This is a genomic window from Pseudomonas sp. efr-133-TYG-103a (genome assembly GCF_030209235.1).
GTDB lineage: Bacteria > Pseudomonadota > Gammaproteobacteria > Pseudomonadales > Pseudomonadaceae > Aquipseudomonas.
On the sequence record NZ_JARVSK010000001.1, the window covers coordinates 37,828 to 64,171 of the forward strand.

Consider the following 26,344-nt stretch of genomic DNA (forward strand, 5'->3'; position numbering starts at 1 on the left):
GCCATTGGGAAATACCTGCTTAGTCTTCGCTGGTGTGCACTTTACGGTGCAGGATCGCCTGGAATTCGTCGGCGAATGTGTAGTAACGGCCAATCAGGTTCTCGCCGCGCGCGGCGAAACGGTTATAGGCAATTACTGCAGGAATCGCAGCGAACAGGCCGATGGCGGTAGCGATCAGCGCTTCGGCGATACCCGGCGCCACGGTGGCGAGAGTGGCTTGCTGGGCAGTGGCCAGACCACGGAAGGAGTTCATGATCCCCCATACGGTACCGAACAGGCCGACATACGGGCTGGTGGAACCGACGGTCGCCAGGAAAGGCAGACTCTGCTCGAGCTTTTCTTCCTCGCGGGAAATGGCAACGCGCATGGCGCGAGCCACACCTTCCATCACTGCATCCGGGTCTACGCCCGGTTGCTGACGCAGGCGCGAAAACTCCTTGAAACCGGCACGGAAAATCTGCTCCACGCCCGAATCAGGATCAGGATTGCTGCCTGCCTGACGATACAGTTTGGACAGGTCGATACCTGACCAGAAACGCTCTTCGAAGCTGTCCAGTGCCCGGCGCCCGGCGCGCAGCATGGCGCTGCGCTGAAAAATCATGATCCACGAGGTGACCGAGGCGGCCACCAGGATCAGCATGACCAACTGTACGACCACGCTGGCATTGCTGACCAAACTCCACATGGAGGAATGGTCGACGACGTTAGCTTCCACGCTGTATCTCCTGCTCTGAATGTGTACCCGCGCCGCCCTGACCGGCAAAGGCCGTGCGCAGAGCTTCGGGAATGGCCCGGGGTTTCAAACTATCGGCGCGCACACACGCCACCAAAAACTGCCCTTCGCAGAGCAGCACATCATCCGCAGCCCGCCTGACCTGTTGCTGAAAGCGCAGGCTGGCGCGGTTCAATTCGATCACTTCGGCGCTGATCAGCAGCTCATCGTCCAGCCGCGCCGGCTTGTGGTAACGAGCCTCGCTGGAATGGACGACGAACAACAGGTTCTCGACACCGGCCATTGCCGACTGGGCGAAACCCAGCTCGCGCAACCGCTCGGTACGAGCCCGTTCCATGAATTTCAGGTAATTGACGTAGTAAACGATGCCGCCGGCATCGGTGTCCTCGTAATAAACGCGACAACGATGTGCGAACGACTGAGCCCCGTTTTGCGCGCGCATACTCTAGTGCTTACTCCTCAGGTTGCCAATCCGGCCAGGCAACTGTTTTTCATCGTTTTTAGCGCCAGACGGCAGGCCGTAATCCAGCAACTGCCCGTCTGACCATGAAACGTACGAATAAATCGGTCAGCGTCATCTTTATTCGTCATCTTCGACCAATTCATCGGCAACCGGCCGCTCCCCCATTCGCGAAGGAATGTTCAGCCCGAAATGCAGGTAGGCGTGACGCGTGACCATGCGCCCGCGAGGTGTGCGCATCATATAGCCTTGCTGGATCAAATAGGGTTCCAGGACGTCCTCGATCGTATGCCGTTCTTCGCTGATGGCGGCCGCAAGGTTGTCGACACCCACCGGCCCGCCATCGAACTTCTCGATCATCGTCAGCAACAGTCGCCGGTCCTGATGATCGAAACCGCGCTCATCGACATCGAGCAGGTTGAGCGCCAGGTCTGCGATCGCCTTAGTGATCTGTCCTTTGGCGCGCACTTCGGCAAAATCGCGCACCCGGCGCAGCAAGCGGTTGGCGATACGCGGGGTGCCCCGTGCGCGCCGGGCAATCTCGAACGCACCCTCATCCTCGATGTGCAGACCCAGAATACCGGCCGAACGCGACACGATGGTGGCAAGGTCTGCGGTGCTGTAGAACTCCAGACGCTGAACGATGCCGAAGCGGTCGCGCAGAGGATTGGTCAGCATGCCGGCACGGGTCGTTGCGCCCACGAGCGTGAACGGCGGCAAATCCAGCTTGATGGAACGGGCCGCCGGCCCTTCACCGATCATGATGTCGAGCTGAAAATCCTCCATCGCCGGATAGAGCACTTCTTCAACGATGGGCGACAGTCGGTGGATTTCGTCGATGAACAACACGTCGTGGGGTTCGAGATTGGTCAGGATCGCCGCAAGGTCGCCGGGGCGCTCGAGCACCGGACCGGAGGTGCTCTTGATGGACACCGACATTTCCTGGGCGATGATGTTGGCCAGGGTGGTCTTGCCCAGGCCCGGCGGCCCGAAAATCAGGGTGTGATCAAGCGCTTCGTTGCGCCCGCGGGCGGCCTGGATGAACAACTCCATCTGCTCACGCACGGTCGGCTGGCCGATGTAGTCGGCCAGGCTCAGCGGCCGGATCGCACGATCCAGTTGCTCGTCACGGTCACGCCCGGTCGCGGCGATCAGACGGTCAGCTTCAATCACTTACAGCATCCCCTTGAGTGCGCGGCGAATCAGATCTTCGCTGCTCAGATTCTTGTCCTTGATGGCCGTGACCGCCTTGCTGGCTTCCTGCGGCTTGTAGCCCAGGGAAATCAGCGCGCTGACGGCATCGGATTCGGCAGTCGCCACCGGCGTCGGCGCCCCCGGCCCCTCGGACACCAGCGCGAAGGTGCCTGGCAACGCATCCCAGGCCTTGAAGCGATCTTTCAGCTCGACCAGCAAACGTTCGGCGGTCTTCTTGCCGACGCCCGGAACGCGAGTCAGCGCCGAGGTATCCTGAGCCTGCACGCAACGCACCAGTTCGTCGACTTCCAGCGTAGACATCAAGGCAAGCGCCAGCTTGGGGCCTACGCCATTGAGCCGGATCAGTTCGCGAAACATCTCGCGATCGCGCTTCTCATAGAAACCGAACAGCAGATGAGCGTCCTCGCGGACTACCAGATGCGTATGCAGCGTCACGGTTTCGCCCAGATGAGGCAGACGATAAAGCGTGGTCATGGGCACTTCTACCTCATACCCCACACCGTTGACATCAAGCACCAGATGCGGCGGCTGTTTCTCGACCAACGCACCGCGTAAACGTCCAATCACGTATCAGATCCTTTCCGTTAGCCCGTCGCTGCGCTAGCCCACGCTCAACCCAGGCCGTCATGTTTGCAGGACTCACATGAGCCGCAAGTAAAAATTTATGAGCGAATGATGCTATCAGAGACGCAGCCGACCACCACGACTGCGTGCAGTATTGAGGCCGTGCGGTATCAGGCTGGAGCGGGTATGCGCATGACACAATGCGATCGCCAGCGCATCCGATGCATCTATCTGGGGCTTGGCGGTCAGTTTGAGCAAGTGCATGACCATCATCATCACCTGATCCTTGTTCGCGCCACCCGTGCCTGCCACCGCCTGCTTGACCTGAGTCGCGGTGTACTCAGCGATCTCCAACCCCTCCTCGGCACCCGCCACGATGGCTGCGCCCCTGGCCTGACCCAGCTTGAGGGCCGAATCGGCGTTTCGCGCCATGAACACCTTTTCGATCCCCATGGTCATCGGGCCATACGCCTGAATGACCTCGCGCACGCCGCGATACACGATCTGCAGGCGCTCATGCAGCAGCCCGCTGCCGGTGCGGATGCAGCCGGAGGCCACGTATTCGCAGCCACGCCCGGTATCACGCACCACACCGTAACCGGTGATTCGCGAACCGGGGTCGATACCTAAAATAAGAGTCATAACGCCTGCAGCTTGAGAGGTGACGCGCACGTTTGAACGCAGCATAAAGGCAGAAGCCGGAGGCCGATAGCGATGATCGAATCAGCGCTTCGTGCCTCCGGCCTCAGGTCCAGACAACAGTGACGGTCAGCCAAGCTGCTCCATCACGTCATCCGGGATTTCAGCGTTGGAATAGACGTTCTGCACGTCGTCCAGGTCTTCAAGCATGTCGATCAGTTTAAGGACCTTCTCCGCCATCTCCAGATCCAGAACGGCGCTGGTGGTCGGTTGCATCACGATTTCAGCGTCAGCGGCCTTGAAGCCCGCCGCCTCCAGCGCATTGCGCACGGCATAGAATCCGGCGAACGAGGTGAAGACATCGATGGAGCCATCCTCGTGCGTCACGACGTCGTCGGCATCAGCCTCCATCGCCGCTTCCATCAGCGCGTCTTCGTCAACGCCTGGCGCGAACGAGATCTGACCCTTGCGCTCGAACAGATAGGAAACAGAACCGTCGGTGCCGAGGTTGCCGCCACATTTGCTGAACGCATGCCGAACTGCGGCCGCCGTACGGTTGCGGTTGTCAGTCATGGTTTCGACCATCACCGCCACACCACCAGGACCGTAGCCCTCGTAACCCAACTCGACCATGTCGTCGGCATCGGCGGCGCCGGCACCGCGGGCAATGGCGCGATCAATGATGTCGCGGCTCATGTTCGCGCCGAGCGCCTTGTCCTGAGCCAGACGCAAACGCGGGTTCGACGCCGGATCGCCACCACCTTGCCGGGCGGCAACCGTCAGCTCACGAATCCACTTGGTGAAGATCTTGCCTTTCTTGGCATCCTGACGCTCTTTGCGGTGCTTGATGTTCGCCCACTTGGAATGACCAGCCATAACACGCTCCAAACCTTGAAACTCGCACGCCCTCTCGTCGAACCCGACAGAGAACGCTTCACTCGAATAAGTGCCTTTTTAGGGCCTGGGTGTGAAAGCGGGCCATCGCTGGCCCGCTCTACCCGGTGTTACTCAGCCTTCGGCGTTTCGCGCAGGCGGATATGCAGCTCGCGCAATGCCTTGGCATCGACCGCGCCTGGCGCCTGAGTCATCACGTCGGCCGCGCTCTGGGTTTTCGGGAACGCGATGACTTCGCGGATCGACTGAGCGCCCGTCATCAGCATGACCAGACGATCCAGACCGAACGCGAGACCGCCATGCGGTGGCGCACCGTACTTGAGGGCGTCGAGCAGGAAGCCGAACTTCTCCTGCTGTTCGTCTTCGGCGATACCCAGCAGACGGAACACCGCCTGTTGCATTTCCTTGCGGTGGATACGGATCGAACCGCCGCCCAGTTCAGTACCGTTCAGCACCATGTCGTAAGCGCGAGACAGCGCTGTGGCCGGGTTGGCTTCCAGTTCTTCAGGCGTGCACTTGGGCGCGGTGAACGGGTGGTGCAGCGCGGTGAAGCTGCCGTCGTCGTTCTCTTCGAACATCGGGAAGTCGACGACCCACATCGGCGCCCATTCGCAGGTCAGCAGATTGAAGTCGTGACCCAGCTTGATACGCAGCGCGCCCAAAGCCTCGCTGACGATCTTGAATTTGTCGGCACCGAAGAAAACGATGTCGCCATCCACGGCACCAACGCGATCCAGAATCACGTTCAGATTGGCTTCCGGGATGTTCTTGACGATCGGCGATTGCAGACCTTCGACACCTTTGGCGCGCTCGTTGACCTTGATGTAGGCCAGGCCCTTGGCGCCATAGATGCCGACGAATTTGGTGTAATCGTCGATCTTGCTGCGCGGCATGCTCGCGCCGCCAGGCACGCGCAGGGCGGTCACGCGGCATTTCGGATCGTTGGCAGGACCGCTGAAGACCTTGAACTCGACGTCTTTCAGCTGATCCGCAACGTCTACCAGTTCCAGCGGGTTGCGCAGGTCTGGCTTGTCGGAACCGTAGCGGCGCATGGCTTCTTCGAAGGTCATGTGCGGGAAGTCACCGAATTCCAGATCCAGCACTTCCTTGAAGAGCTTGCGAATCATGCTCTCGGTAATGCCCATGATGTCGGCTTCGTTGAGGAAGCTGGTCTCGATGTCGATCTGGGTGAATTCCGGTTGACGGTCGGCACGCAGGTCTTCGTCACGGAAGCACTTGGCGATCTGGTAGTAACGGTCGAAACCGGCCACCATCAGCAGTTGCTTGAACAATTGCGGCGACTGCGGCAGCGCAAAGAAGCTGCCGGCGTGAGTACGGCTTGGCACCAGGTAGTCGCGAGCGCCCTCAGGCGTTGCGCGAGTCAGGATCGGCGTCTCCACGTCCAGGAAGCCGTTGCCGTCCAGGAAGCCACGGATGCTCGAAGTGATCCGCGAGCGCAGACGCAGCTTCTCTGCCATTTCCGGGCGACGCAGGTCGATGAAGCGATAACGCAGGCGGGTTTCTTCGCCGACGTCGGAATATTCGTTCAGCGGGAACGGAGGCGTTTCCGACTCGTTCAGCACTTCCAGCTCGTAACCCAGCACTTCGATCGCGCCGGAAGCCATGTTCGGGTTGACGGCACCGGCCGGACGGGCACGGACTTTGCCGGTCAGCTTGACGACGTATTCACTGCGAACACGGTCAGCGATGGCGAATGTATCCGCGCGATCAGGATCGAACACCACCTGCGCCAGCCCTTCACGATCGCGGATATCGAGGAAAATCACTCCCCCGTGGTCGCGACGGCGGTGGACCCATCCGCAAAGGGTAATTTCCTGACCTTCCAGGCTCTCGTTCAGTTGGCCGCAATAATGGCTGCGCATCATGATCGTGTGTTCACTTCTCGTAATTCGGAATTCGGTGGAGCTCTCGCCCGTCGCCAGTGCGCAATGGTGCAGGAGCCTTGGCATGCAGTTCAACCCGACGGTCAGTCCCTGCCTTCCAGAGTAAGGCGGGGGATTATATAGGGTTAATCAAGGCTGTGCAGCCGCGCAGGCCGATACTGATCAAGAAGTTGCCCGGCATGAGGCTGTCTCACCGCCGGGCCTACCGCGAAACCGGGCTCGCCTTGGCGAACCCGTGGAATAGGGGGTCGTGCCGGATTCAGATCGGCGAGAGCCGAAAGCCCTCGGCATTGAGCAGATGCGCTACGCACACCACACGAATCAGGCCGCTGAAGTTTTTGACGCCGCCGTAACGCAAATGGACTTCACGGTCGATGAAGGACAGGACCGCATTGATCGAACAGTTATTGAACCTCGCGATTTCCGACAGGATGTCCCAATACACCTCCTCCAGCCGCAGGCAGGTGGCCAGCCCGTTCAGCCTCACCGAACGCGAATGCGGCTGAGCCAGATCCATGTTGAAAGTTTCTATGAAAGGATCACCCCGAACGTTCAAACATCGGTTCGACTCCCGGGGATCCTGCGCAATATTTTCACTCATTTAGTTGCCCTCGAATGCAGTGGTAGACAGCGTGTTGGAAACATCTGAAATCAAATCAACACGATGCCTATCAAGCCGTATTCCTCGGGGCTTAGCCAGCAGAAGCAACACCTGAAACACGTAGGACATCACCACAGTTTGATGGTGATTTTCGACACTTAAAAGACGGGTAATTCCTGAAGCTTAAGATGGTATTAAATATATATTTTTAACAAATTAAATGCGCAGAAAATCCGGCAACCAGGCGATGCCCGGCCACTCATATTCAACAGACTAAACGTTTCATTTTGTCGGTCAGCCAAGGGGCTTGGTCGGCCGGGGGACGCAACTGCAGGAAGGGAGGTATCGATGGAATGCAGGCAGGCGACCGAAGCCGCCTGCCTGACGGGTATCACTGGTTCTCGAGCATCGCGCGCAGCATCCACGCGGTTTTCTCGTGAACCTGCATGCGCTGGGTCAGCAAGTCCGCAGTCGGTTCGTCACTGACTTTATCCAGCAGAGGGAAAATACTGCGAGCGGTACGGGTGACGGCTTCCTGACCTTGAACCAGAGAACGGATCATGTCTTCGGCAGCCGGCACGCCCTCTTCTTCCTTGATCGAGGACAGACGTGCGTAGGTCGAATAGGTGCCGGGCGCCGGAAAGCCCAGCGCGCGAATGCGCTCGGCAATCAGATCGACCGCCAGCGCCAGCTCGTTGTACTGCTCTTCGAACATCAGGTGCAAAGTGCGAAACATCGGCCCCGTGACGTTCCAGTGAAAGTTATGGGTTTTCAGATACAGCACATACGTATCTGCCAGCAGGCGGGAAAGACCGTCCACGATAGACTTGCGATCTTCTTCGCTGATGCCGATATCGATTGCCATGCTTAGTCCTCTTTATATGATGGTATTTGCCAAACAACTGCCGACCACTCTACCAAGACGCACAGGACTGCGCAGCCATCCATCCATATAACCCGCTGTCAATGTTGCCCACTGCTGGCATTCGGCACGGGTGAACGGCGGCAGACCATCGGAATTCTGCTCGATCCGCGCCTCGACGGCTCTGGAACACGGGTCGAGCTGGAAACCGCCAGATATGGACAAATAGCCACCATCTAACGCGGACGCTTGCGCTAAGCGCTTGATTTGAGTAGCTCTCGGCTTTGCTGTTAAATACAGATGTGTCGCAGCTGGACCTTATCTCGGGACAACTGTGCATAGGCTGGACCGACGCTCGTGCATCACGCCTCCCTTTTTTCAGAAGCGTACCGAAAATCACCAGCTATTTCCTTGCGATCCATCTTAATGTGAGTCATCAAAATGTTGAAAATAGTCCATCTGCTAACGGGCGCAGCTGCCCTGCTGCTGTCATTCATCCCTAGCCTGCGTAGTGAAGCGCTGTCTTCTTACCTGTCCCAACCGGATGCGCTGTACCTGGCGTTTTTCGGCCTCATCAACCTGGTGCTTGCGCCAGTGATCCCGTACTGGAACAAAGGTCCGCGTCATCAACTGCAAAATCTGGTCAGCGTCTTGCTCGTCCTGGCCGTGGTTCTTCAAATCCTCACGTTGCTCGTCCCTCTGGAAACGATCGCTGGACAACCGGCCGTTCTGGTCAGCCTGTTGGCCGTCGTGATCGCGGTTGCCGTGCATCTGGCCGTGAGCTTTTACAGGTCATCGCCTTCACCTGCGCCGCAGTCGCACGACCTGGGCAATCGCGACACAGGTACGGTGAAGTGGTTTAACACCTCCAAAGGCTTCGGCTTTATTTCTCGTGACTCCGGGGACGATATTTTCGTGCACTTTCGAGCGATTCGCGGTGAAGGCCACCGCGTCCTGGTCGAAGGCCAGCGCGTCGAATTCTCCGTGATGAATCGCGACAAAGGCCTGCAGGCCGAAGACGTGATTGCAGCATTGCCGCGCCGCTGATCGCGACGTCACAAAAAAACCGCGCTCAAGGGCGCGGTTTTTTTTGGCTTCAAGCCCACATTAATAATGAGGGGGAGGCGCTTCTTCCTCGAATGCCTCGAACTGCCCGCCCATTTCTTCCTGACGCTTGATGAGGGCGGCCATTTGCAGTTGCAGACGCTCCATGCTGCGTTGTTGGGCGATGAGTACATCGTTGAGCGCCTGAATGGTGTCGTCCTGAAACGCAAGACGACTCTCCAGCTCCATCACACGGTCTTCAAGGTTCATGGCTGCTCCTGAGCAAATACGAATTCGCTCGTCAACACGGGTTTCAACCTGGACATGATGTCGGCCACCTCGCCTGCAGAATAAGGCGAGGCCGCCATTTTACCCCAGACAGGTGCAGGCCAGGCAGCATCCCCAACGTGGCGGACAATGACATGCATGTGCAGTTGTTTGACCACATTACCCAATGCGGCAACATTCATCTTATCTGCACTAAATAGCTCGCTAAGTATTTGCGCCAGCTGCGAGGTCTCTTTCCAGAGTTGAGTCTGTTCCGATTCGGAGAGCTCGAAGACTTCGCTTATATCAGCACGCCTGGGCACCAGGATGAACCACGGATAGTTTGAGTCATTCGACAGCAACAACCGACACAGCGGGAAATCGCCCACCGGCAAAGTGTCTTGCATCAAGCGCGGATCTAGTACGAACACGCCATTACTCCTGTTCAATGATGAGCTCGGCGGCGCACGCGGAGCGTCGAAATAAACCGTCAATTGCGGGCAGGATACTCGGGAAACCCGGGGGATTCACCCCGAGCACGCGCAATCGGAGCATTTTGCACGGATGGTGTTGATTCACGGTCATCGCCACCGGAATTTGCAGGACGCACCGGTAACGTACGTTTTCGTACTGAGCGCACTGAGATGACGCAGCGAGAAACGGCGACCGCTGGAGAGCTCAATCGCCCGTAATACCGCTGTAATGCACGGTTTAGAAGGGTCCACCCATGACCGGAAATGATGAGTGCTGACTTTTCGGTCAAGAGTCTCGTTGACGAAGGCACGTCCGTACCAATTTCAGGCGATTTGTCGGCCCCATGCACCAAAACGACTCACTCTTGATGCGGCAGACCTTAGAGTTATCCGGGAATTACCCACTCGCTGTCGGTAACAGGTAACGTCAGTGACATTTTTCTCCTCTACCCTCAGCGAAACGTAACGGAAAAGCTTTTTTTCTCACATTTTTTTATCCATAAAAATCAGCGGGTTAGCCCAAACACTCAAAGTCATTGCACGGGTTTGAGGATTTTTTTTCAGGAGACTGGAACTTTGTGCACGGTTGTTGCTTTGTCACGGACAGGAACAGAAATGCTGGATCATTGAGATCGGCTTTCTGGTCAAGCAAAAATGGCGAGCATGCTTCTGGGGGCATTCGGAATGGCTTGACCTCGATCACTGCGGACAGGGATCAGGCCTTCGAAGAGTACTGCGGTAGTTGTACGTCTTTAAATATGGAGCTGTTCAGTAGCGACATGGACAGAGCTGATTTGCGACATGGCCGTAAAGAAATTGAAAGGATAGGTTCGTAACTATCGCCAATAATGTCAGCGTGCTATAAGTTTCGCCGACACCAAAAAGAAAGAGCCGTTCAGATAAAAAAACAGGTGAACGGCGGTACTCTTCTTAAAACCAAAGGAGCAAAGTCACGATGAGAGTGATGAAGTGGAGCGCAATCGCCCTGGCAGTTACTGCGGCCAGTACCCAATTGGCATCGGCTGCGGCATTCGTAAGCGATCAGTCCGAAGCAACTGGTTTTGTAGAAGGCAGCAAGCTGGACGTCAAAGCTCGCAACTACTACTACAACCGTGACAAGAAAAACACTGGTGTAGACGACAAGGACTGGACTCAGGGCTTCTGGGGTAACTACAGCTCCGGCTACACCCAGGGTTTGATCGGTGTAGGTATCGACGCCTTTGGTTACGCAGGCTTCAAACTGGACGGCCAAGACCACTACTCCGGCTCTGGCAACCTGAGCGTTGACTCCCAAGGCCGTAACAACGACAGCTTCGGCAAAGCCGGTGGCGCCGTTAAGTTCCGCGTTTCGAAAACTGAGCTGAAAATTGGCGATATGCAGCCACAGGCTCCAGTGTTCGCAGTTGGCGGCTCGCGGCTGTTGCCACAAACCGCAAGCGGCATCACTCTGCAGAGCAGCGAAATCAAAGGCCTGGATGTAGAAGGCGGTCACTTCTACTCCGGCACCTCGCAAGACAGCACCAACCGCGATGGTCGCTTGGGTACGGCATACGGCCCGGCAGACCTGGACGTAGGCAGCGCTGACTATGCTGGCGGCAAATACTCCATCACCGACAGTCTGGCTGTGCAGTTCTATGCTGCGAAACTGGAAGACGTGTTCAACCAGTACTACGGCAACGTGAACTATGCTCTGCCACTGACTGATGATCAGTCCCTGGCTTTTGACTTCAACATCTACAACACCAAGGATACCGGCAGCTCCAAGCTGGGCGACATCAGCAACACCACTTGGTCCGCATCGGCTGCTTACTCGTTCCTGGCCGCACATACCTTGACCCTGGCCTTCCAGAAAGTTAATGGCGATGTACCTTTCGACTACATCTCCCTGAACGATGCTGGTCTGGTACGCGGCGGTGACTCGATCTTCCTGGCGAACTCGATTCAGTACTCCGACTTCAACGGTCCAGGCGAGAAATCCTGGCAGGCTCGCTACGACCTGAATATGGCTCCGTACGGCGTACCTGGTCTGAGCTTCATGACCCGTTACATCAGCGGTAAGGACATTGACGGTACTCATACTCCATCTAACAGCTTGTACGCAGGTCTGTACGGTGCGGATGGTAGCCACCACGAGACCAACCTTGAAGCTAAATACGTTGTACAGACTGGCCCTGCGAAAGACCTGTCGTTCCGTATTCGTCAAGCTTGGCACCGCGCTAACGCCGATCAGGGCGAAGGCGATGTAAACGAGTTCCGTCTGATCGTCGACTACCCGATTTCGGTCCTGTAATCGCGCTTTCTGACACTCGCTACAGAAAAAGCCCGGCCTCGTGCCGGGCTTTTTCGTTTACGGAACATCAGGTATCCGACCGCCCGCGAAGCCCTCCCGCCCTGTACTCGACCGTATCACCACCGTACAATGCCAGGTCATTTCCCAGTCACAGCAACCGACAACGGCCGACCATGCGTACCAGTCAATATTTGCTCGCCACACAGAAAGAAACGCCTTCCGACGCGGTCGTGATCAGCCACCAGCTGATGCTTCGCGCCGGCATGATTCGCAAACTCGCTTCCGGCCTTTATACCTGGCTGCCCATGGGCCTGCGTGTACTGCGCAAGGTCGAGGCCGTCGTTCGCGAAGAAATGGACGCTGCTGGCGCACTGGAAGTATTGATGCCCGGCATTCAGCCGGCAGAACTGTGGCAGGAATCCGGCCGCTGGGAACAGTACGGCCCTGAACTGCTGCGCCTCAAGGACCGCCACGATCGTGACTTCTGCGCGGGTCCGACTCACGAGGAAGTGATCACCGATCTGGCGCGTAACGAGCTCAACAGCTACAAACAGCTGCCGATCAACATGTACCAGATCCAGACCAAATTCCGTGACGAGATCCGTCCACGCTTTGGCCTGATGCGCGGCCGCGAATTCATCATGAAGGACGCCTACTCTTTCCATGCCACCCAGGATTCCCTGCAGGAAACCTACGACCGCATGCATCAGGCGTACTGCAACGTCTTCACCCGCCTGGGTCTGAACTTCCGCCCTGTGGTTGCGGACAACGGCTCGATCGGTGGCGCCGGTTCTCACGAATTCCACGTACTGGCCGAATCGGGCGAAGACGATATCGTATTCAGCGACACCTCTGACTACGCCGCCAACATCGAGAAGGCAGAAGCGATTCCACGGGAAACCAGCCGCCCTGCCCCAACCGAGGAGCTGCGCCTGGTCGATACCCCAGATGCAAAAACCATCGCTGCGTTGGTCGAGCAATTCGGTCTGGCCATCGAAAAGACTGTCAAGACGCTGGTCGTCCACGCTGCGGAAGAAGGCAAGCTGATTGCCCTGATCATTCGCGGGGACCACGAGCTCAACGAAATCAAGGCCTCCAACCATCCACTGGTTGCCAGCCCGCTGGTCATGGCTTCGGAGTCCGAACTGCGCGAAGCGATTGGCGCCGGTGCCGGTTCGCTCGGCCCGCTGAACCTGCCGCTGCCTTGCATCATCGATCGCTCGGTCGAGCTGATGAGCGACTTCGGGATCGGTGCGAACATCGACGACAAGCACTACTTCGGCGTGAACTGGGAGCGTGACCTGCCCGTTCCGGAAGTGGCAGATCTGCGCGATGTCGTCGAGGGCGACCCAAGCCCTGACGGCCAGGGCACGCTGATCATCAAGCGCGGTATCGAAGTCGGCCACATCTTCCAGCTGGGCACCAAATACAGCGACGCGATGAAATGCCAGGTACTGGGCGAGAACGGCAAGCCGGTCACCCTGGCCATGGGCTGCTACGGCATCGGCGTTTCGCGCGTGGTTGCGGCGGCCATCGAGCAGAACAATGACGAGAACGGCATCATCTGGAGCGACGCACTTGCGCCTTTCCAGATTGCGCTGGTTCCATTGCGTTACGAAACCGATGCTGTTCGCGAAGCCACCGACAAGCTGTATGCGGAACTGACCGCTGCCGGTTTCGAGGTATTGCTGGATGACCGAGACAAGAAAACCAGTCCGGGCATCAAGTTCGCGGACATGGAACTGATCGGCATTCCACATCGCATCGTTGTCAGTGACCGCGGTCTGGCCGAGGGCAATCTCGAGTACAAGAGCCGCACCGAACCGCAAGCCCAGGCGCTGCCAGTGGCCGATGTGTTGTCCTTCATAAAGGGCCGCATCAACCGCTGAGTCGATGGCGCGTCCGCGTTGATGCGGGCGCGCCGTTGCGACCTGTTTTGTCCAGGCAAGTACCCCTTACCTGCAGCAAGAGATCTCATGTTCAAGCGAAAATCCTCAAGCCTGGCGGGCGCCGTTTTGTCCGCGAGCCTGTTCGTCAGCGGTTGCGCCAACCACCTGTCTCAACGCAGTGAGCATGAAGAGCGCGTCGAGCGCAAATTGCTCGACCACAGCTTTCAGGTCGACATCGGCGAGCCCAAGACACTTGAACTGCCGCAGCGTCGCATACGCATTCATGAACTCAAGACCTTCGACGTCACCGAGTTCGAAGTCACCCGCCATTACGATCGCTACACGCCGTATCAGCCGTGGCGCGAGATCTACGAAATCCCGCTGGGGGCGGTCGCAATCGTGGCAGGCGTCGGGGCAAACGTAGTGAACGTGGTCACGTTCGGCAGCCTTCCCGACAGCGTGACCAAAGACTGGCTCAGCTACGGCGTAGCCGGCATCAACCCGTTCATGAACGCCCCTTCGCACGGACGTGCGCAGCAGAACCTGGCGAGCATCGATGAAGTCCAGCTCGATCATCGGGTCGAGCATTCGAGCCTGCCATGGAGCGAAGCGCCGGTGGAAATCACGGCCGGAAAGGACATCAGCGAGCTGGATACCGATCGCAACGGGGTGTTGCGCATCAACCTGCTGGATAGCCCCTTCGCCGAGCAGAACCTGAGCCACGTCACCCAACTGACGTTCAAAGTGCAGGACGATCAGAGCAACGTGCAGGCGACAGCCAGCCTGCCGTTGAGCAAATCCCTGCGCGGCAAGCTGATAGAGGCGCACGATCTGATTTATGACGATCTGGAAGACGATGAAGTGAGCCAGTGGGTACACCGGATCAAGCGCCTTTCCGAGCTGGGGCTGGAGGAACAGGCCAGCGATCTGGAGCAGTCACTGATCGAGATGACACGCAACGATCCGCAGCTGCAGCACGAATTCCTCAGGTCACTGGCCAAGGATGCCGGCCGCCTGGTCGCGGTTCCCGTCGGCAGTGAATGAGCGTCTAGCTGAATAACTCCAACTGTTCATGGGCGCCGCGCAGATCATGCAGGCGCACCCCGATCCCCAGCAGGCGCACCGGTTTTGCGCCCCGAGCAAAGGCCTGGGTCAGCAGTTGCTCGTAGCTGTCCAGATCGCGTCCCGCACCGGCCTGCTCCAGCGTCGTCTGGGTGAAGTCATGAAACTTCACTTTCACGAACGGCTTGCCAGGTCGATAAAGCGTGTCGATGCGCGCGATGCGTCCGTTCAGGTTCTCGAGCAAGGCGGGCAACTCCAACAGGCAACTGGCCAGATCAGGCAGATCCGTGTCGAACGTGTTCTCGACGCTGACAGACTGTCGGCGGTTGTCATTCTGCACAGGGCGCTCATCCACACCGTGTGCCAGATTCCACAGCCGCTCGCCGAACGAGCCAAACTCCCTCACCAACGACAACTTGCTCCAGTCACGCAGGTCCGTGCAGTTGACGATTCCCAGGCGTGCCAGCTTATCGGCAGTGACCTTGCCGACCCCGTGCAGCTTGGACACGGGCAACTGCGCGACGAACGCTTCGATCTGATCCGGAGTGATGACGAACAGGCCATTGGGCTTTTTCCAGTCACTGGCGATCTTGGCGAGAAACTTGTTGGGCGCGACGCCCGCTGAGACCGTGATGTGAAGCTGGCTGGAAACCCGCCGGCGGATGTCCTGAGCGATGCGCGTGGCGCTGCCGGAAAAATGTTCGCTGGCAGACACGTCCAGATACGCCTCATCCAGCGACAGCGGCTCGATCAGATCGGTGTAGTCGCGGAAGATGGTGTGAATTTCCTTTGACGCTTCTTTATAGGCCTCCATGCGAGGCTTGACGATGGTCAGGTCCGGACACAGAGAAATGGCGTGCCGCGACGACATCGCCGAACGCACACCATACGCCCGCGCCTCATAGTTGCAGGTCGCAATCACCCCTCGCCGGTCAGCTGAACCGCCCACCGCCAAGGGTTTGCCTGCAAGGTTCGGGTCGTCGCGCATTTCTATGGCTGCATAAAAGCAGTCACAGTCGATATGGATGATTTTGCGCTGCGGCATGACGTCGGTCGTAGGAAAACGGTTGTGCAGTATCTCACTCGCGTAAGCGTCTGACACTCTTCAGGGCAAATGACTTGCCGAAAACCGATGCCTCCCAGCGCGTGAGAAGCGCGGCATACCGCGGCGCCGAGCCCCGCACGGCATGGCTTCAGCCGGCCTCCTGACCCAGGCAGATCGCTAACCAATTGAAGAAAAAGCAGTTTTTTCCGATGATTGCTTGACAGGCTGGCGTTCCTCTGTAGAATGCCGCCACACAGACGCGGGATGGAGCAGTCTGGTAGCTCGTCGGGCTCATAACCCGAAGGTCGTCGGTTCAAATCCGGCTCCCGCAACCAAACATCAAAAAAGGCTACTCGAAAGAGTGGCCTTTTTTGTGCGCGTCTGTTTTTCAGACGGCGCCTCGACCTTTTCATTCATACAAATGAAACATCATCGACGGATGATGGCGACCTGCCCTGCCGAGCCGTCGAGATAAAAGCCTTGTCCGATCGCCACTTAGGTGCGCCATCTGTGCAAACGCGGTTATTTTGTCGATCCTTGGCATTAAAGGTTGACACTTTATCGTTCGACTGTAGAATGCCGCCTCACAGACGCGGGATGGAGCAGCCTGGTAGCTCGTCGGGCTCATAACCCGAAGGTCGTCGGTTCAAATCCGGCTCCCGCAACCAAGCGTCTAAAAAAGGCTACTCGAAAGAGTGGCCTTTTTTTTGCCCTGACGAAAGGCCCACGAACAGCACGCGTAAATGTTTGTCACATTCCGAAGTCGAGAGCGGTCGTCCGCATCGGCTTGTTACTGTATGTTGCCGGGCGCGACAGTTTTGCTCCCCTCTGCCGATATGCTGGCCAGCAACTGAACCTAGACTGAACAGTCACCGAAACGTAACTGCCGTATTCGCTCGTTAGACGTTGAAGCGCTAACATCCTGAATTATTTTTTGCGTAGGGATTGGTAACTTGGCTGTATACCCCCATCCTGTCGCGCACGATCCAAGGAGTGATTGATGCGCGCCAACCCATCTGACACAAACGAAGCAGTCCCGGAGAGCCCGCCTGCGGCTCCCACCAACCGACTGCGCGTACGCGAGCTGGTGAGCAAGTACCGTCAACCCATCGGGCTCGCCGTCACGATCATCCTGTTCGCCCTTGCCCTGATCGCCTGCCGCCACATGCTGACAGAGCTGGACATTTATGCTCTGCAGGACTCTCTGCTCAGTGTTCCGCTGCCCTCGCTGGGCGGCGCGGTACTGGCAACCATCATTGGTTTCACCATTCTGCTGGGCTATGAATGGTCGGCCAGTCGCTACGCCAATGTCGATCTGCCTGCCAAAAGTCTGGTGATGGGCGGCTTCTGCGCGTTCGCTATCGGCAATGCTGTCGGCCTGTCGATGCTGTCTGGCGGTTCGGTCCGTTATCGTCTGTATTCGCGCTTGGGCCTGGGCGCGGGCGAAGTTGCCCACATGACCCTGTTTGCCAGCCTGTCGCTGGGCTGTGCCCTGCCGCCTCTGGCCGCGCTGGCAACATTGAGCGATCTGCCGGCGGCCTCTCTCGCATTGCACTTGTCGGTGCCGGTGCTGGCAACGGCGGCCGTCGCCGTGCTTGCGATCAGCCTGACTCTGGGCGTTGCTGTGTACCGTCGGCGCCTGCCTGAACAAACCATTCCTCACAACCTGCTGGTCCGGGCGGGTCGTCGCACCCTGCGCTTGCCAGGCCTGCGCCTGACACTGATGCAGCTGGTGATCACGGCACTGGATGTCGCGGCAGCGGCTGCGGTGCTTTATCTGCTGTTGCCGTCCGCCCCGCCGTTCGGCGCGTTCCTGCTGGTGTATCTGTTGGCACTGGCCGCAGGGGTGCTCAGCCATGTACCCGGCGGTGTCGGGGTCTTCGAAGCCATTCTGCTGACCGCCTTCGCCGACGAACTGGGCGCCGCGCCACTGGCGGCCGCACTGTTGCTGTATCGCCTGATCTACGTCGTGCTGCCACTGTTGATCGCGTGTCTGGTCTTGCTGTTCAGCGAGGCCAAGCGTTTCCTTTTTGCCCGCCAGGCCATGCGCGTGGCTTCCGGCCTGGGCGCGCCGATCCTGGCGCTGCTGGTCTTTCTATCGGGCGTGGTGCTGCTGTTTTCCGGCGCCACGCCGGAAATCGACACCCGCCTGGAAAGCCTCGGTTTTCTCATTCCCCACCGACTCATCGACGCCTCGCACTTCGGCGCCAGCCTGATCGGCGTGCTGTGCCTGTTGCTGGCTCAAGGCCTCCGTCGTCGGCTGTCTGCAGCATGGATGCTGACCACGATCCTGCTGTTCGTGGGCTCGATTCTGTCGATTCTCAAAGGCTTCGACTGGGAAGAAGCGAGTCTGCTGCTGTTGACCGCTTGCCTGCTGGCTATCTTCCGCCGTTCGTTCTACCGGCCGAGTCGTTTGCTGGAACTGCCGTTTTCGCCGCTGTATCTGGTCGCCAGCGTGTGTGTTCTGGGTGCATCGTTCTGGCTGTTGCTGTTCGCCTATCAGGACGTTCCCTACAGCCATCAGTTGTGGTGGCAGTTCACCCTGGACGCCGATGCCCCGCGCGGTCTGCGTTCGGCGCTGGGCAGTGCCGTTCTGCTGGTGATCGTCTCGCTGACCTGGCTGCTGCGCACGGCGCGTCCGCAGATCGTGCTGCCTGACGAAACCCAGTTGGCCAAGGCCGCAGAGATCATCAAAGCCTCCAGCCAGCCGGATGGCGGATTGGTGCTGACCGGCGACAAGGCCGTGCTGATGCACCCGGACGGCAACGCGTTCCTGATGTACGCCCATCGCGGCCGAAGCCTGGTGGCGCTGTACGATCCGATCGGCCCGACGCAACAACGTGCCGAGTTGATCTGGCAATTCCGCGACCTGTGCGACGTGCACCACGCGCGTCCAGTGTTCTATCAGGTGCGTGCCGAGAACCTGCCCTTCTACATGGACATCGGCCTGACCGCGATCAAGCTCGGTGAAGAGGCGCGGGTCGATCTGCACAAGTTCGACATCGACGCCAAAGGCAAGGAAATGAAGGACCTGCGTTACACCTGGAACCGGGGTGGCCGCGACGGTCTGTCACTGGAAATCTACGAAGTCGGCCAGGCGCCGATGGATGAGCTGAAAGTGATTTCCGATGCCTGGCTGACCGGCAAGAACGTGCGCGAGAAAGGCTTTTCCCTCGGCCGCTTCAGCCTGGATTACCTCAAGCATTTCCGGATCGCCATCATCCACTTCGAAGGCAAACCGGTGGCATTCGCCAACTTGCTGGAGACGTCGCGCAACGATCTGGCGAGCCTGGATCTGATGCGCTCGCACCCGGATGCGCCGAAGCTGACCATGGAATTCATGATGGTCGGCCTGATTCTGCATTACAAAAAGGAAGGCTATGCACGCTTCAGCCTCGGCATGGTGCCGTTGTCTGGCCTGCAGCCGCGCCGAGGCGCGCCGTTAACCCAGCGTCTGGGTTCGATGGTGTTCAGTCGCGGCGAGCAGCTCTACAACTTCCAGGGACTGCGTCGCTTCAAAGACAAATTCCAGCCTGACTGGGAACCCCGTTATATGGCCGTGCCCGCCGGACTCGATCCGCTGGTGGCACTGGCAGACACCGCCGCCCTGATTGCAGGCGGCCTGACTGGATTGGTGAAACGCTGATGATTCAACGCTACTGGCGCTTTTTGCTCGCTGCCCTGGTCATTCTGGTAGTGGCACTGGGTTTCTGGCTGTGGAACCGCCCCGCCGCACAACCGACACTGGAACGCCTCACGCTGGACGATGGCTCGGCGCTGCTGCGCGCAACGCCGTCTACCAAGGTCAAGACCCGCGTGGCACTGGCCGTGACCACTGAAGATGCTCTGACCGAGAAGCAAGTTCTCGCGCTGAGCTATGACGCTTCTGCGCAGGTCATTCAGGTGGTGCTGCCCAAAGACGACTGCCAGTTGCAGGAGAAATCCTTCAACGCCGCGCTGCAGAAGCTCGATGGCGCACCCGACGTCGTGGCAGGTATCAGCGCCGGGGGCTCGGTCGCCTGGGACTGGCTCGCCCAGCAGAGCAACGACAAGGCCCAGGCGATCTCGGTCAACTTCGTGCTCAATCAGCCGGATTGCAAGGTCCCGGCGCCGAAGGCCGCGGCGCATGGCAAATGGACTGTGGCGTGGAACGACGGTCCGGATGATGAAACGGCGGTGTTCGTGCGTGACACCCCCAACGCCGAAACCAAGATCAGCGACTACGACATCAAGTACCCGCAGATCCTGAACACCGAAGTCCGTCATCTGCTGATCGCCGACGACGCCAACGGCGGGCTGAATATTCCGGTAGTGGAAGTGCCTTCGAGCCAGCCTTCGGACACTGTCACTTTGTTCCTTTCCGGCGACGGCGGCTGGCGTGATCTGGACAAAGACGTGGCGGGCGACATGGCGAAATCCGGCGGTTACCCGGTGGTCGGCATCGACACCCTGCGCTACTACTGGGAACACAAATCGCCGGAACAGACCGCGACTGACCTGAGCGAGCTGATGGCGCATTACCGGCAGAAGTGGGGCGCCAAGCACTTTGTCCTCGCCGGCTACTCGTTCGGTGCCGACGTGCTGCCCGCGATCTACAACCGCCTGCCGGAAGACGACAAGGCGCGAGTCGACGGCATCATCCTGCTGGCATTTGCGCGCAGCGGCAGCTTTGAAATCGCCGTAGAAGGCTGGCTCGGCGCCTCCGGCAAAGAAGCCGCCACTGGCCCGGAAATGGCCAAACTGCCGGGCGACAAGGTGTTCTGCGTCTACGGCGTGGAAGAGAAAGACGAAAGCGGGTGCACCGAAGCCACCGCCCCTGGCCAGAAGCAGCAACTGCCCGGCGGCCATCACTTTGACGAGGACTACCCTGCCCTTGCCAAGCGTCTGATCGCGGTGATCGACAAGTGGAAAGGCAAGGAAGCAGCCACCGCCGAGTAAATCCAGGGCACAAAAAAATCCCCGCACTCGTGAGACTGCGGGGATTTTTGCTTTCTGCACACCTGCCCGCTTCAACCGCAGGAATACCGGCGCCTTCTGACGGCTTACATCTCCACCTGCGTCCCCAATTCGATCACGCGGTTGTACGGCAGCTTGAAGAAACGCAGGTTGCCATTGGCGTTTTTCAGCATGAAAGCGAACAGCCCTTCGCGCCAGCGCGCCATCCCGGCCAGTTTGGTCGAGACCACGGTTTCGCGGCTGAGGAAGTAGGTGGTGCGCATCGGGCTGAAATCCAGATCAGGCAGATGGCACAGCTTCAGCGCGGCCGGGACGTCCGGTTCATCGATGAAACCGAAGTGCAGAATCACCCGGAAGAACCCTTCGCCGTAGGACTCGACCTCGAAACGCTGGGCGGCCGGAACACGCGGGGTGTCCTCATACACCACCGTCAGCAACACCACCTGCTCGTGCAGCACCTGGTTGTGCAGCATATTGTGCAACAGCGCGTGGGGCACGGCGTCAGGGCGGGCAGTGAGGAACACCGCTGTGCCTTGCACACGATGGGGCGGCTGCACGCGAATACTGCTGATGAAGATCGGCAACGGCAGCCCGCCCTCATCGATGCGATCGACCAGCAACTGCTTGCCGCGCTTCCAGGTGGTCATGAGAATGAACAGGGCGATACCGGCGAGGAACGGGAAGGCCCCGCCCTGCACGACTTTCGGCACGTTGGCGGCGAAGAACATGCCGTCCACGAACAGGCAGCCCAGCAGAATCGGGATTGCTACCAGCGGCGGCCACTTCCACGCCAACAGCATGACCGAGGACACCAGAATCGTGGTGCAAAGCATGGTGCCGGTGACCGCCACGCCATAGGCCGATGCCAGCGCGCCGGATGACTCGAAGCCCAGCACCAGCAGAATCACACCGACCATCAAGGACCAGTTCACTGCGCCAATGTAGATCTGGCCTTGTGCATCACTGGACGTGTGCTGAATGTACATGCGCGGGATGTAGCCCAGCTGGATCGCCTGCAGGGTCATCGAAAACGCACCGGAAATCACCGCCTGAGAAGCGATAATGGTCGCCAGCGTCGACAGCCCGATCAGCGGCAGCAGCGCCCAGCCCGGCGCCAGCAGATAGAACGGGTTGCGCACCGCTTCGGGGTTCTCGATGACCAGTGCGCCCTGGCCGAAATAATTGAGCACCAGCGCCGGCAGCACCAGCCCGAACCAGGCGCGGGAAATCGGCTTGCGACCGAAGTGCCCCATGTCCGCATACAGCGCCTCGGCGCCCGTCAGCGCCAGCACCACGGCACCCAGCACAGCGACGCCGATGCCCGGATGATCAATGAAAAAGCGCAACGCCCAGACCGGATTGACCGCGTGCAGCACTTCCGGTTGTTGGATGATCCCGTGAATACCCAGCGCCCCCAGCGTGACGAACCACAGCACCATGATCGGGCCGAACATCACGCCGATACGCGCCGTGCCATGCCGCTGGATCAGAAACAGCGCCACCAACACGATCAGGGCAATCGGCACCACCCAGTGGTCCAGGCCATCAAACGCCAGTTCCATGCCCTCGACCGCCGAGAGCACCGAAATCGCCGGAGTGATCATGCTGTCGCCATAGAACAAGGCCGCGCCGAACAGGCCGAACACGATCATGGTCGCCTGTAACCTGGGAAAACGTGCCGAGGCCCGGCGTGCCAGCGCCGTCAGGGCCATGATGCCGCCCTCACCGTCGTTGTCGGCGCGCAACACCAGTGCCATGTATTTGAAGGACACGACCCAGATCAACGCCCAAAAGATCAGCGACAGGATACCCAATACCGCGTCGTGGCCGGCCTGCACCCCGTAACCGCCGACAAAGACTTCTTTGATCGTGTAGAGCGGGCTGGTGCCGATGTCGCCGTACGCCACCCCCACCGCTCCCACCAACAGACTCAATGGTTTCGCTGAATGCTGCCCGGCTTCTGCCTGACTCGTTGCGTGACCCATTTACCACTCCTGAAACCATGACTCGAGCACCGCGACACGGCGCTGTGAGATTGACCTGCGCCGTACGGGTAAATTCCGATGCACCCGGCCGACGCGGGCCGCCGGGTTCAAGGCGCGAAGCATAGCGCAGCACTCGTCGTAATTCTCGGTTTAAGACTGGTCAATCGATCGACTCATCGATAGAATTGCGCACTTTTTGATCAGAGGCGCGCCAAGCGCCCAGTCAATGCCTCGGCCAGTCGCCCAGGCATACCTACGCCGAGGTTAGTCAATGTCCACCGTCATCACGCCTGCCGCCCCCAAGGTCGGGTTCGTTTCTCTGGGTTGCCCCAAGGCGCTCGTCGATTCGGAGCGCATCCTCACTCAGCTGCGCATGGAAGGCTATCAGGTCGTGCCGACCTACGAAGATGCCGACGTCGTGGTGGTCAACACCTGCGGTTTCATCGACAGCGCAAAGGCCGAATCGCTGGACACCATCGGTGAAGCGATCGCCGAAAACGGCAAGGTCATCGTGACAGGCTGCATGGGCGTGGATGAAAGCGTCATTCGCAACGTGCACCCCAGCGTGCTGGCCGTGACCGGTCCGCAGCAGTACGAGCAAGTGGTCAACGCCGTGCACGATGCCGCGCCGCCCAAGCTCGATCACAATCCGCTGATCGATCTGGTGCCGCCGCAAGGCGTCAAGCTGACCCCGCGTCACTACGCATACCTGAAGATTTCCGAAGGCTGCAACCACAGCTGCAGCTTCTGCATCATCCCGTCCATGCGCGGCAAACTGGTCAGCCGTCCGGTGGGTGATGTGCTCGACGAAGCGCAGCGTCTGGTCAAGGCCGGCGTCAAAGAGCTGCTGGTGATTTCGCAGGACACCAGCGCCTACGGCGTCGACGTCAAATACCGCACCGGTTTCTGGAACGGCCAGCCGGTCAAGACCCGCATGACCGAGCTGTGCGTGGCCCTGAGTTCGCTGGGCGTCTGGGTGCGCATGCACTACGTCTATCCGTACCCGCACGTGGACGAGATCATCCCGCTGATGGCCGAGGGGAAAATCCTGCCGTACCTGGACATCCCGTTCCAGCACGCCAGCCCCAAGATCCTCAAGCTGATGAAGCGCCCGGCCTTCGAAGACAAGACCCTGGCGCGCATCAAGAACTGGCGCGAGCAGTGCCCGGACCTGATCATCCGCTCCACGTTCATCGTGGGCTTCCCGGGCGAGACCGAAGAGGACTTCCAATACCTGCTGGACTGGCTGACCGAGGCGCAGCTCGATCGCGTCGGCTGCTTCCAGTACTCGCCGGTCGAAGGTGCGCCAGCCAACCTGCTGGACGCTGCGATCGTGCCGGACGACATCAAACAGGATCGTTGGGATCGTTTCATGGCGCACCAGCAGGCCATCAGCGCCGCGCGCCTGCAGATGAAGATCGGCAAGGAAATCGAAGTCCTGATCGATGAAGTGGACGAACAGGGCTTCGTTGGCCGTTCGTTCTTCGACGCACCGGAAATCGATGGCAACGTCTTCGTGGAAAGCGACCGCGACCTCAAGCCGGGCGACAAGATCCTGTGCCGCGTGGTCGACGCAGACGAGTACGACCTGTGGGCCGAACCCGTCTGACACCTCCTCGGGCTGCACCCTGAACAACCCCGCCCTTTTCGAACGGCGGGGTTTGTTTTTTCTGGCTATCGTCATCACATTACCGATCGTCATCGTCAGAAGGAGACGCGGCAACATGACCCATCACTCGGTCATCTACCTGCCCAGGCAACACGATTACGAGGAACTCACCCAGGTCTGGGAAGCCTCGGTTCGCGCGACTCACGATTTCCTGCCGGATGACTACATCAAGCTGCTGCGCAATCTGCTGCTGACCCAATACCTGGGCGCCGTGAATCTGTTCTGCACGCGTGATTCGCACCTGCACATCACCGGGTTCGGCGGCACGACGCCGGGCAAACTGGAAATGCTCTTCATTGCCCCCGACTACCGCGGCATGGGGCTGGGCAAGAAACTGCTGGACTACGCGATCGAACACTTTCTGGTGACTGAGCTGGACGTGAACGAACAGAATCCGCAGGCGCTGGGCTTCTATGAGAAGCAGGGATTCGAGGTGGTCGGAAGGTCGAAAGTGGACGGGCTTGGCAGGCCGTATCCGATGCTGCGGATGCGGATCAAGTCAGTGCGTTAAGGCTTTACGCAACCCCATGTAGGCGTGAGCCAACTGTCTTTACGCCCCCGTGATCGGCTGCGCAGCAGGTGTAAACCAAAGGCGGCAATAGGCCTGACACACAGCATTCACCGATTTTGCTGCCGGTTCCCGGCAGATCGCGGGCAAGCGACGCTCCTACAGGATTCGTGTCCGGGAGGAGAGTCGGGAATGCCCGGAGATCCCTGTGGGAGTGAGCTTGCTCACTCCTACACAAAAGATGCTGCCTGCAAGATGGGCGTTGCGTTAACGCTTCAAGCTCTCCAGCAGTACCTTATTGAACTGCTGCGGGTCCTGGATCTGTGGGGCATGGCCCAGTCCGGCGAACTCGATCAACGTCGCGTTCGGGATGCGTCGGGCCACCGCCTTGCCAAGCTCCGGGTAATTGCCCAACGTCTTGCGCAACGCTTCAGGCGCAGCGTCCTTGGCGATGGCGGTGTTGTCCTTCTGCCCGATAAAGAGCACCGTCGGCATTTGCAGTTTTTCGAAATCGTAGAACACGGGCTGATTGAAGATCATCCCGTAAGTCTGCGCAGACGCCCGAGCCACCTCCTCCTTGCCCTTGCCGTTGAACATTCCGGCCTGCATATCGACCCAATGATCGAACTCCGGCCGCCATTCGTTGGCGTAATAGGTCGATTGCTGGTACTTGCGAATGCTTTCGGCACTGGTCTTCAGCTCACGGGCGTACCAATCATCAAAGCTGCGGTCCGGCACGCCTTTGGCCTTCCAGTCCTCAAGCCCGATGGGGTTGACCAGCAGCAACTGATCGACCTGTTGCGGATACATCAGGGCAAAACGCGTTGCCAGCATGCCGCCCATCGAATGGCCGACGACCGTGACGTGATCGATACCCAGATGGGTCAGCAGCGCTTTGGTGTTCTGCGCCAGCTGCTCGAAGGAATAGGTGTAATCGGCCGGCTTGCTCGAACGGCAGAAACCGATCTGATCCGGCGCCACCACGCGATAGCCCGCCGCCGTCAGCGCTTTGATGCTGCCTTCCCACGTGGCGCCGCAGAAATTCTTGCCATGCAGCAGCACCACGCTGCGACCGTTGGGCGTGCCGGTCGGCTTGACGTCCATGTACCCCATCTGCACCTGCGCGCCCTGGGAATCGAAACTGAAGTTCTGCGCCGGGAACGGGTACTCGAACCCTTCCAGCTGCGGGCCATAGGATGGCGTCGGTGCCGCCAGCAACGGCAAGCTGACACTCATCAGCAACGCGGGTAACCATTTGGTCATGAACAAGCTCCAGGCAAAGGG

22 protein-coding genes, 2 tRNA genes and 1 pseudogene are annotated in these 26,344 nt (G+C 59.1%); 11 read left to right on the forward strand and 14 right to left on the reverse strand.

The genetic code is table 11. From position 1 onward, the window contains the following. Positions 1-19: 19 nt before the first annotated feature. From tolQ to QRN36_RS00265, 9 genes are all read right to left on the reverse strand, one after another. Positions 20-715 carry a protein TolQ gene (tolQ, locus tag QRN36_RS00225; RefSeq protein ID WP_074752669.1) on the reverse strand — a complete coding sequence of 232 codons (696 nt, stop codon included), beginning with the start codon at positions 713-715 and terminating at the stop codon, positions 20-22. Continuing rightward, entirely contained in the window at positions 705-1,175 is a 471-nt protein-coding gene (gene ybgC, locus QRN36_RS00230) for a tol-pal system-associated acyl-CoA thioesterase (protein ID WP_093463495.1), read from the reverse strand. Before ybgC ends, tolQ begins: the two co-directional genes overlap by 11 nt. A 138-nt stretch (positions 1,176-1,313) precedes the next feature. Next, positions 1,314-2,366 (reverse strand): Holliday junction branch migration DNA helicase RuvB, encoded by a 1,053-nt coding sequence (gene ruvB, locus QRN36_RS00235; RefSeq protein WP_093463492.1) that lies wholly within the window; start codon positions 2,364-2,366, stop codon positions 1,314-1,316. Continuing rightward, the gene (gene ruvA, locus QRN36_RS00240) at positions 2,367-2,975 is read right to left on the reverse strand and encodes a Holliday junction branch migration protein RuvA (protein ID WP_093463489.1); all 609 of its coding nucleotides are present in this window, start codon (positions 2,973-2,975) and stop codon (positions 2,367-2,369) included. A gap of 114 nt (positions 2,976-3,089) precedes the next feature. After that, the gene (gene ruvC / locus QRN36_RS00245) at positions 3,090-3,614 is read right to left on the reverse strand and encodes a crossover junction endodeoxyribonuclease RuvC (RefSeq protein ID WP_285422333.1); all 525 of its coding nucleotides are present in this window, start codon (positions 3,612-3,614) and stop codon (positions 3,090-3,092) included. Positions 3,615-3,740: 126 nt separating this feature from the next. After that, the gene (locus QRN36_RS00250) at positions 3,741-4,487 is read right to left on the reverse strand and encodes a YebC/PmpR family DNA-binding transcriptional regulator (protein WP_093463483.1); all 747 of its coding nucleotides are present in this window, start codon (positions 4,485-4,487) and stop codon (positions 3,741-3,743) included. Positions 4,488-4,615: 128 nt separating this feature from the next. Further along, a complete protein-coding gene (gene aspS, locus QRN36_RS00255) occupies positions 4,616-6,391 on the reverse strand; it encodes an aspartate--tRNA ligase (RefSeq protein ID WP_093463480.1) in 1,776 nt (591 codons plus the stop codon). 277 nt (positions 6,392-6,668) lie between these two features. Then, positions 6,669-7,010: a ribbon-helix-helix domain-containing protein gene (locus tag QRN36_RS00260; protein ID WP_093463478.1), complete on the reverse strand. Its 342-nt coding sequence runs from the start codon at positions 7,008-7,010 to the stop codon at positions 6,669-6,671. A gap of 391 nt (positions 7,011-7,401) precedes the next feature. After that, positions 7,402-7,875, reverse strand: coding sequence for a Dps family protein (locus QRN36_RS00265; RefSeq protein ID WP_093463475.1), 474 nt, complete (start codon positions 7,873-7,875; stop codon positions 7,402-7,404). Between the two features lie 438 nt (positions 7,876-8,313). Between QRN36_RS00265 and QRN36_RS27475 the strand changes: the two are divergent. Both QRN36_RS27475 and QRN36_RS27480 read left to right on the forward strand, forming a co-directional pair. Next, a pseudogene (locus QRN36_RS27475) lies at positions 8,314-8,589 on the forward strand (cold shock domain-containing protein membrane protein); the annotation flags it as partial. 108 nt (positions 8,590-8,697) lie between these two features. Then, entirely contained in the window at positions 8,698-8,919 is a 222-nt protein-coding gene (locus tag QRN36_RS27480; protein ID WP_004667445.1) for a cold shock domain-containing protein, read from the forward strand. Positions 8,920-8,979: 60 nt separating this feature from the next. On the opposite strand, the gene QRN36_RS00275 is transcribed toward QRN36_RS27480, so the two are convergent. Both QRN36_RS00275 and QRN36_RS00280 read right to left on the reverse strand, forming a co-directional pair. Next, complete coding sequence (locus QRN36_RS00275; RefSeq protein WP_093463471.1) at positions 8,980-9,186, reverse strand: SlyX family protein; 207 nt, start codon at positions 9,184-9,186, stop codon at positions 8,980-8,982. Then, positions 9,183-9,614, reverse strand: a complete 432-nt coding sequence (locus QRN36_RS00280) for an HIT domain-containing protein (protein WP_285422335.1) — start codon at positions 9,612-9,614, stop codon at positions 9,183-9,185. Before QRN36_RS00280 ends, QRN36_RS00275 begins: the two co-directional genes overlap by 4 nt. Before the next feature lie 997 nt (positions 9,615-10,611). On the opposite strand from QRN36_RS00280, the gene QRN36_RS00285 reads away from it, so the two are divergent. From QRN36_RS00285 to QRN36_RS00295, 3 genes are all read left to right on the forward strand, one after another. Next, positions 10,612-11,946: an OprD family porin gene (locus QRN36_RS00285; RefSeq protein ID WP_285422336.1), complete on the forward strand. Its 1,335-nt coding sequence runs from the start codon at positions 10,612-10,614 to the stop codon at positions 11,944-11,946. Positions 11,947-12,119: 173 nt separating this feature from the next. Continuing rightward, positions 12,120-13,835, forward strand: coding sequence for a proline--tRNA ligase (locus tag QRN36_RS00290; RefSeq protein ID WP_285422337.1), 1,716 nt, complete (start codon positions 12,120-12,122; stop codon positions 13,833-13,835). Between the two features lie 87 nt (positions 13,836-13,922). Beyond that, on the forward strand, positions 13,923-14,879 hold the full coding sequence (locus tag QRN36_RS00295) for a hypothetical protein (RefSeq protein WP_285422338.1): 957 nt from the start codon (positions 13,923-13,925) through the stop codon (positions 14,877-14,879). Between the two features lie 4 nt (positions 14,880-14,883). On the opposite strand, the gene dinB is transcribed toward QRN36_RS00295, so the two are convergent. Further along, entirely contained in the window at positions 14,884-15,942 is a 1,059-nt protein-coding gene (dinB, locus tag QRN36_RS00300; RefSeq protein WP_285422339.1) for a DNA polymerase IV, read from the reverse strand. Positions 15,943-16,200: 258 nt separating this feature from the next. Between dinB and QRN36_RS00305 the strand changes: the two genes are divergently transcribed. From QRN36_RS00305 to QRN36_RS00320, 4 genes are all read left to right on the forward strand, one after another. Beyond that, a tRNA-Met gene (locus tag QRN36_RS00305) sits at positions 16,201-16,277 on the forward strand. Between the two features lie 256 nt (positions 16,278-16,533). Continuing rightward, positions 16,534-16,610: transfer RNA gene (locus tag QRN36_RS00310), tRNA-Met, on the forward strand. 332 nt (positions 16,611-16,942) lie between these two features. Further along, entirely contained in the window at positions 16,943-19,588 is a 2,646-nt protein-coding gene (gene mprF / locus QRN36_RS00315) for a bifunctional lysylphosphatidylglycerol flippase/synthetase MprF (RefSeq protein WP_285422340.1), read from the forward strand. Continuing rightward, a complete protein-coding gene (locus QRN36_RS00320) occupies positions 19,588-20,880 on the forward strand; it encodes an AcvB/VirJ family lysyl-phosphatidylglycerol hydrolase (RefSeq protein ID WP_285422341.1) in 1,293 nt (430 codons plus the stop codon). Before mprF ends, QRN36_RS00320 begins: the two co-directional genes overlap by 1 nt. Before the next feature lie 104 nt (positions 20,881-20,984). On the opposite strand, the gene QRN36_RS00325 is transcribed toward QRN36_RS00320, so the two are convergent. Beyond that, positions 20,985-22,883 (reverse strand): potassium transporter Kup, encoded by a 1,899-nt coding sequence (locus QRN36_RS00325; protein ID WP_285422342.1) that lies wholly within the window; start codon positions 22,881-22,883, stop codon positions 20,985-20,987. Positions 22,884-23,154: 271 nt separating this feature from the next. Here QRN36_RS00325 and rimO point away from each other — a divergent pair, with 271 nt between their 5' ends. Together rimO and QRN36_RS00335 are read left to right on the forward strand one after the other, a co-directional pair. After that, positions 23,155-24,492 carry a 30S ribosomal protein S12 methylthiotransferase RimO gene (gene rimO / locus QRN36_RS00330; RefSeq protein WP_306470135.1) on the forward strand — a complete coding sequence of 446 codons (1,338 nt, stop codon included), beginning with the start codon at positions 23,155-23,157 and terminating at the stop codon, positions 24,490-24,492. A gap of 115 nt (positions 24,493-24,607) precedes the next feature. Further along, positions 24,608-25,063, forward strand: coding sequence for a GNAT family N-acetyltransferase (locus QRN36_RS00335; RefSeq protein WP_285422343.1), 456 nt, complete (start codon positions 24,608-24,610; stop codon positions 25,061-25,063). 264 nt (positions 25,064-25,327) lie between these two features. Here the strand turns inward: QRN36_RS00335 and QRN36_RS00340 are convergent, their stop codons facing one another. Then, positions 25,328-26,323 (reverse strand): alpha/beta fold hydrolase, encoded by a 996-nt coding sequence (locus tag QRN36_RS00340; RefSeq protein ID WP_285422344.1) that lies wholly within the window; start codon positions 26,321-26,323, stop codon positions 25,328-25,330. Positions 26,324-26,344 lie beyond the last annotated feature (21 nt).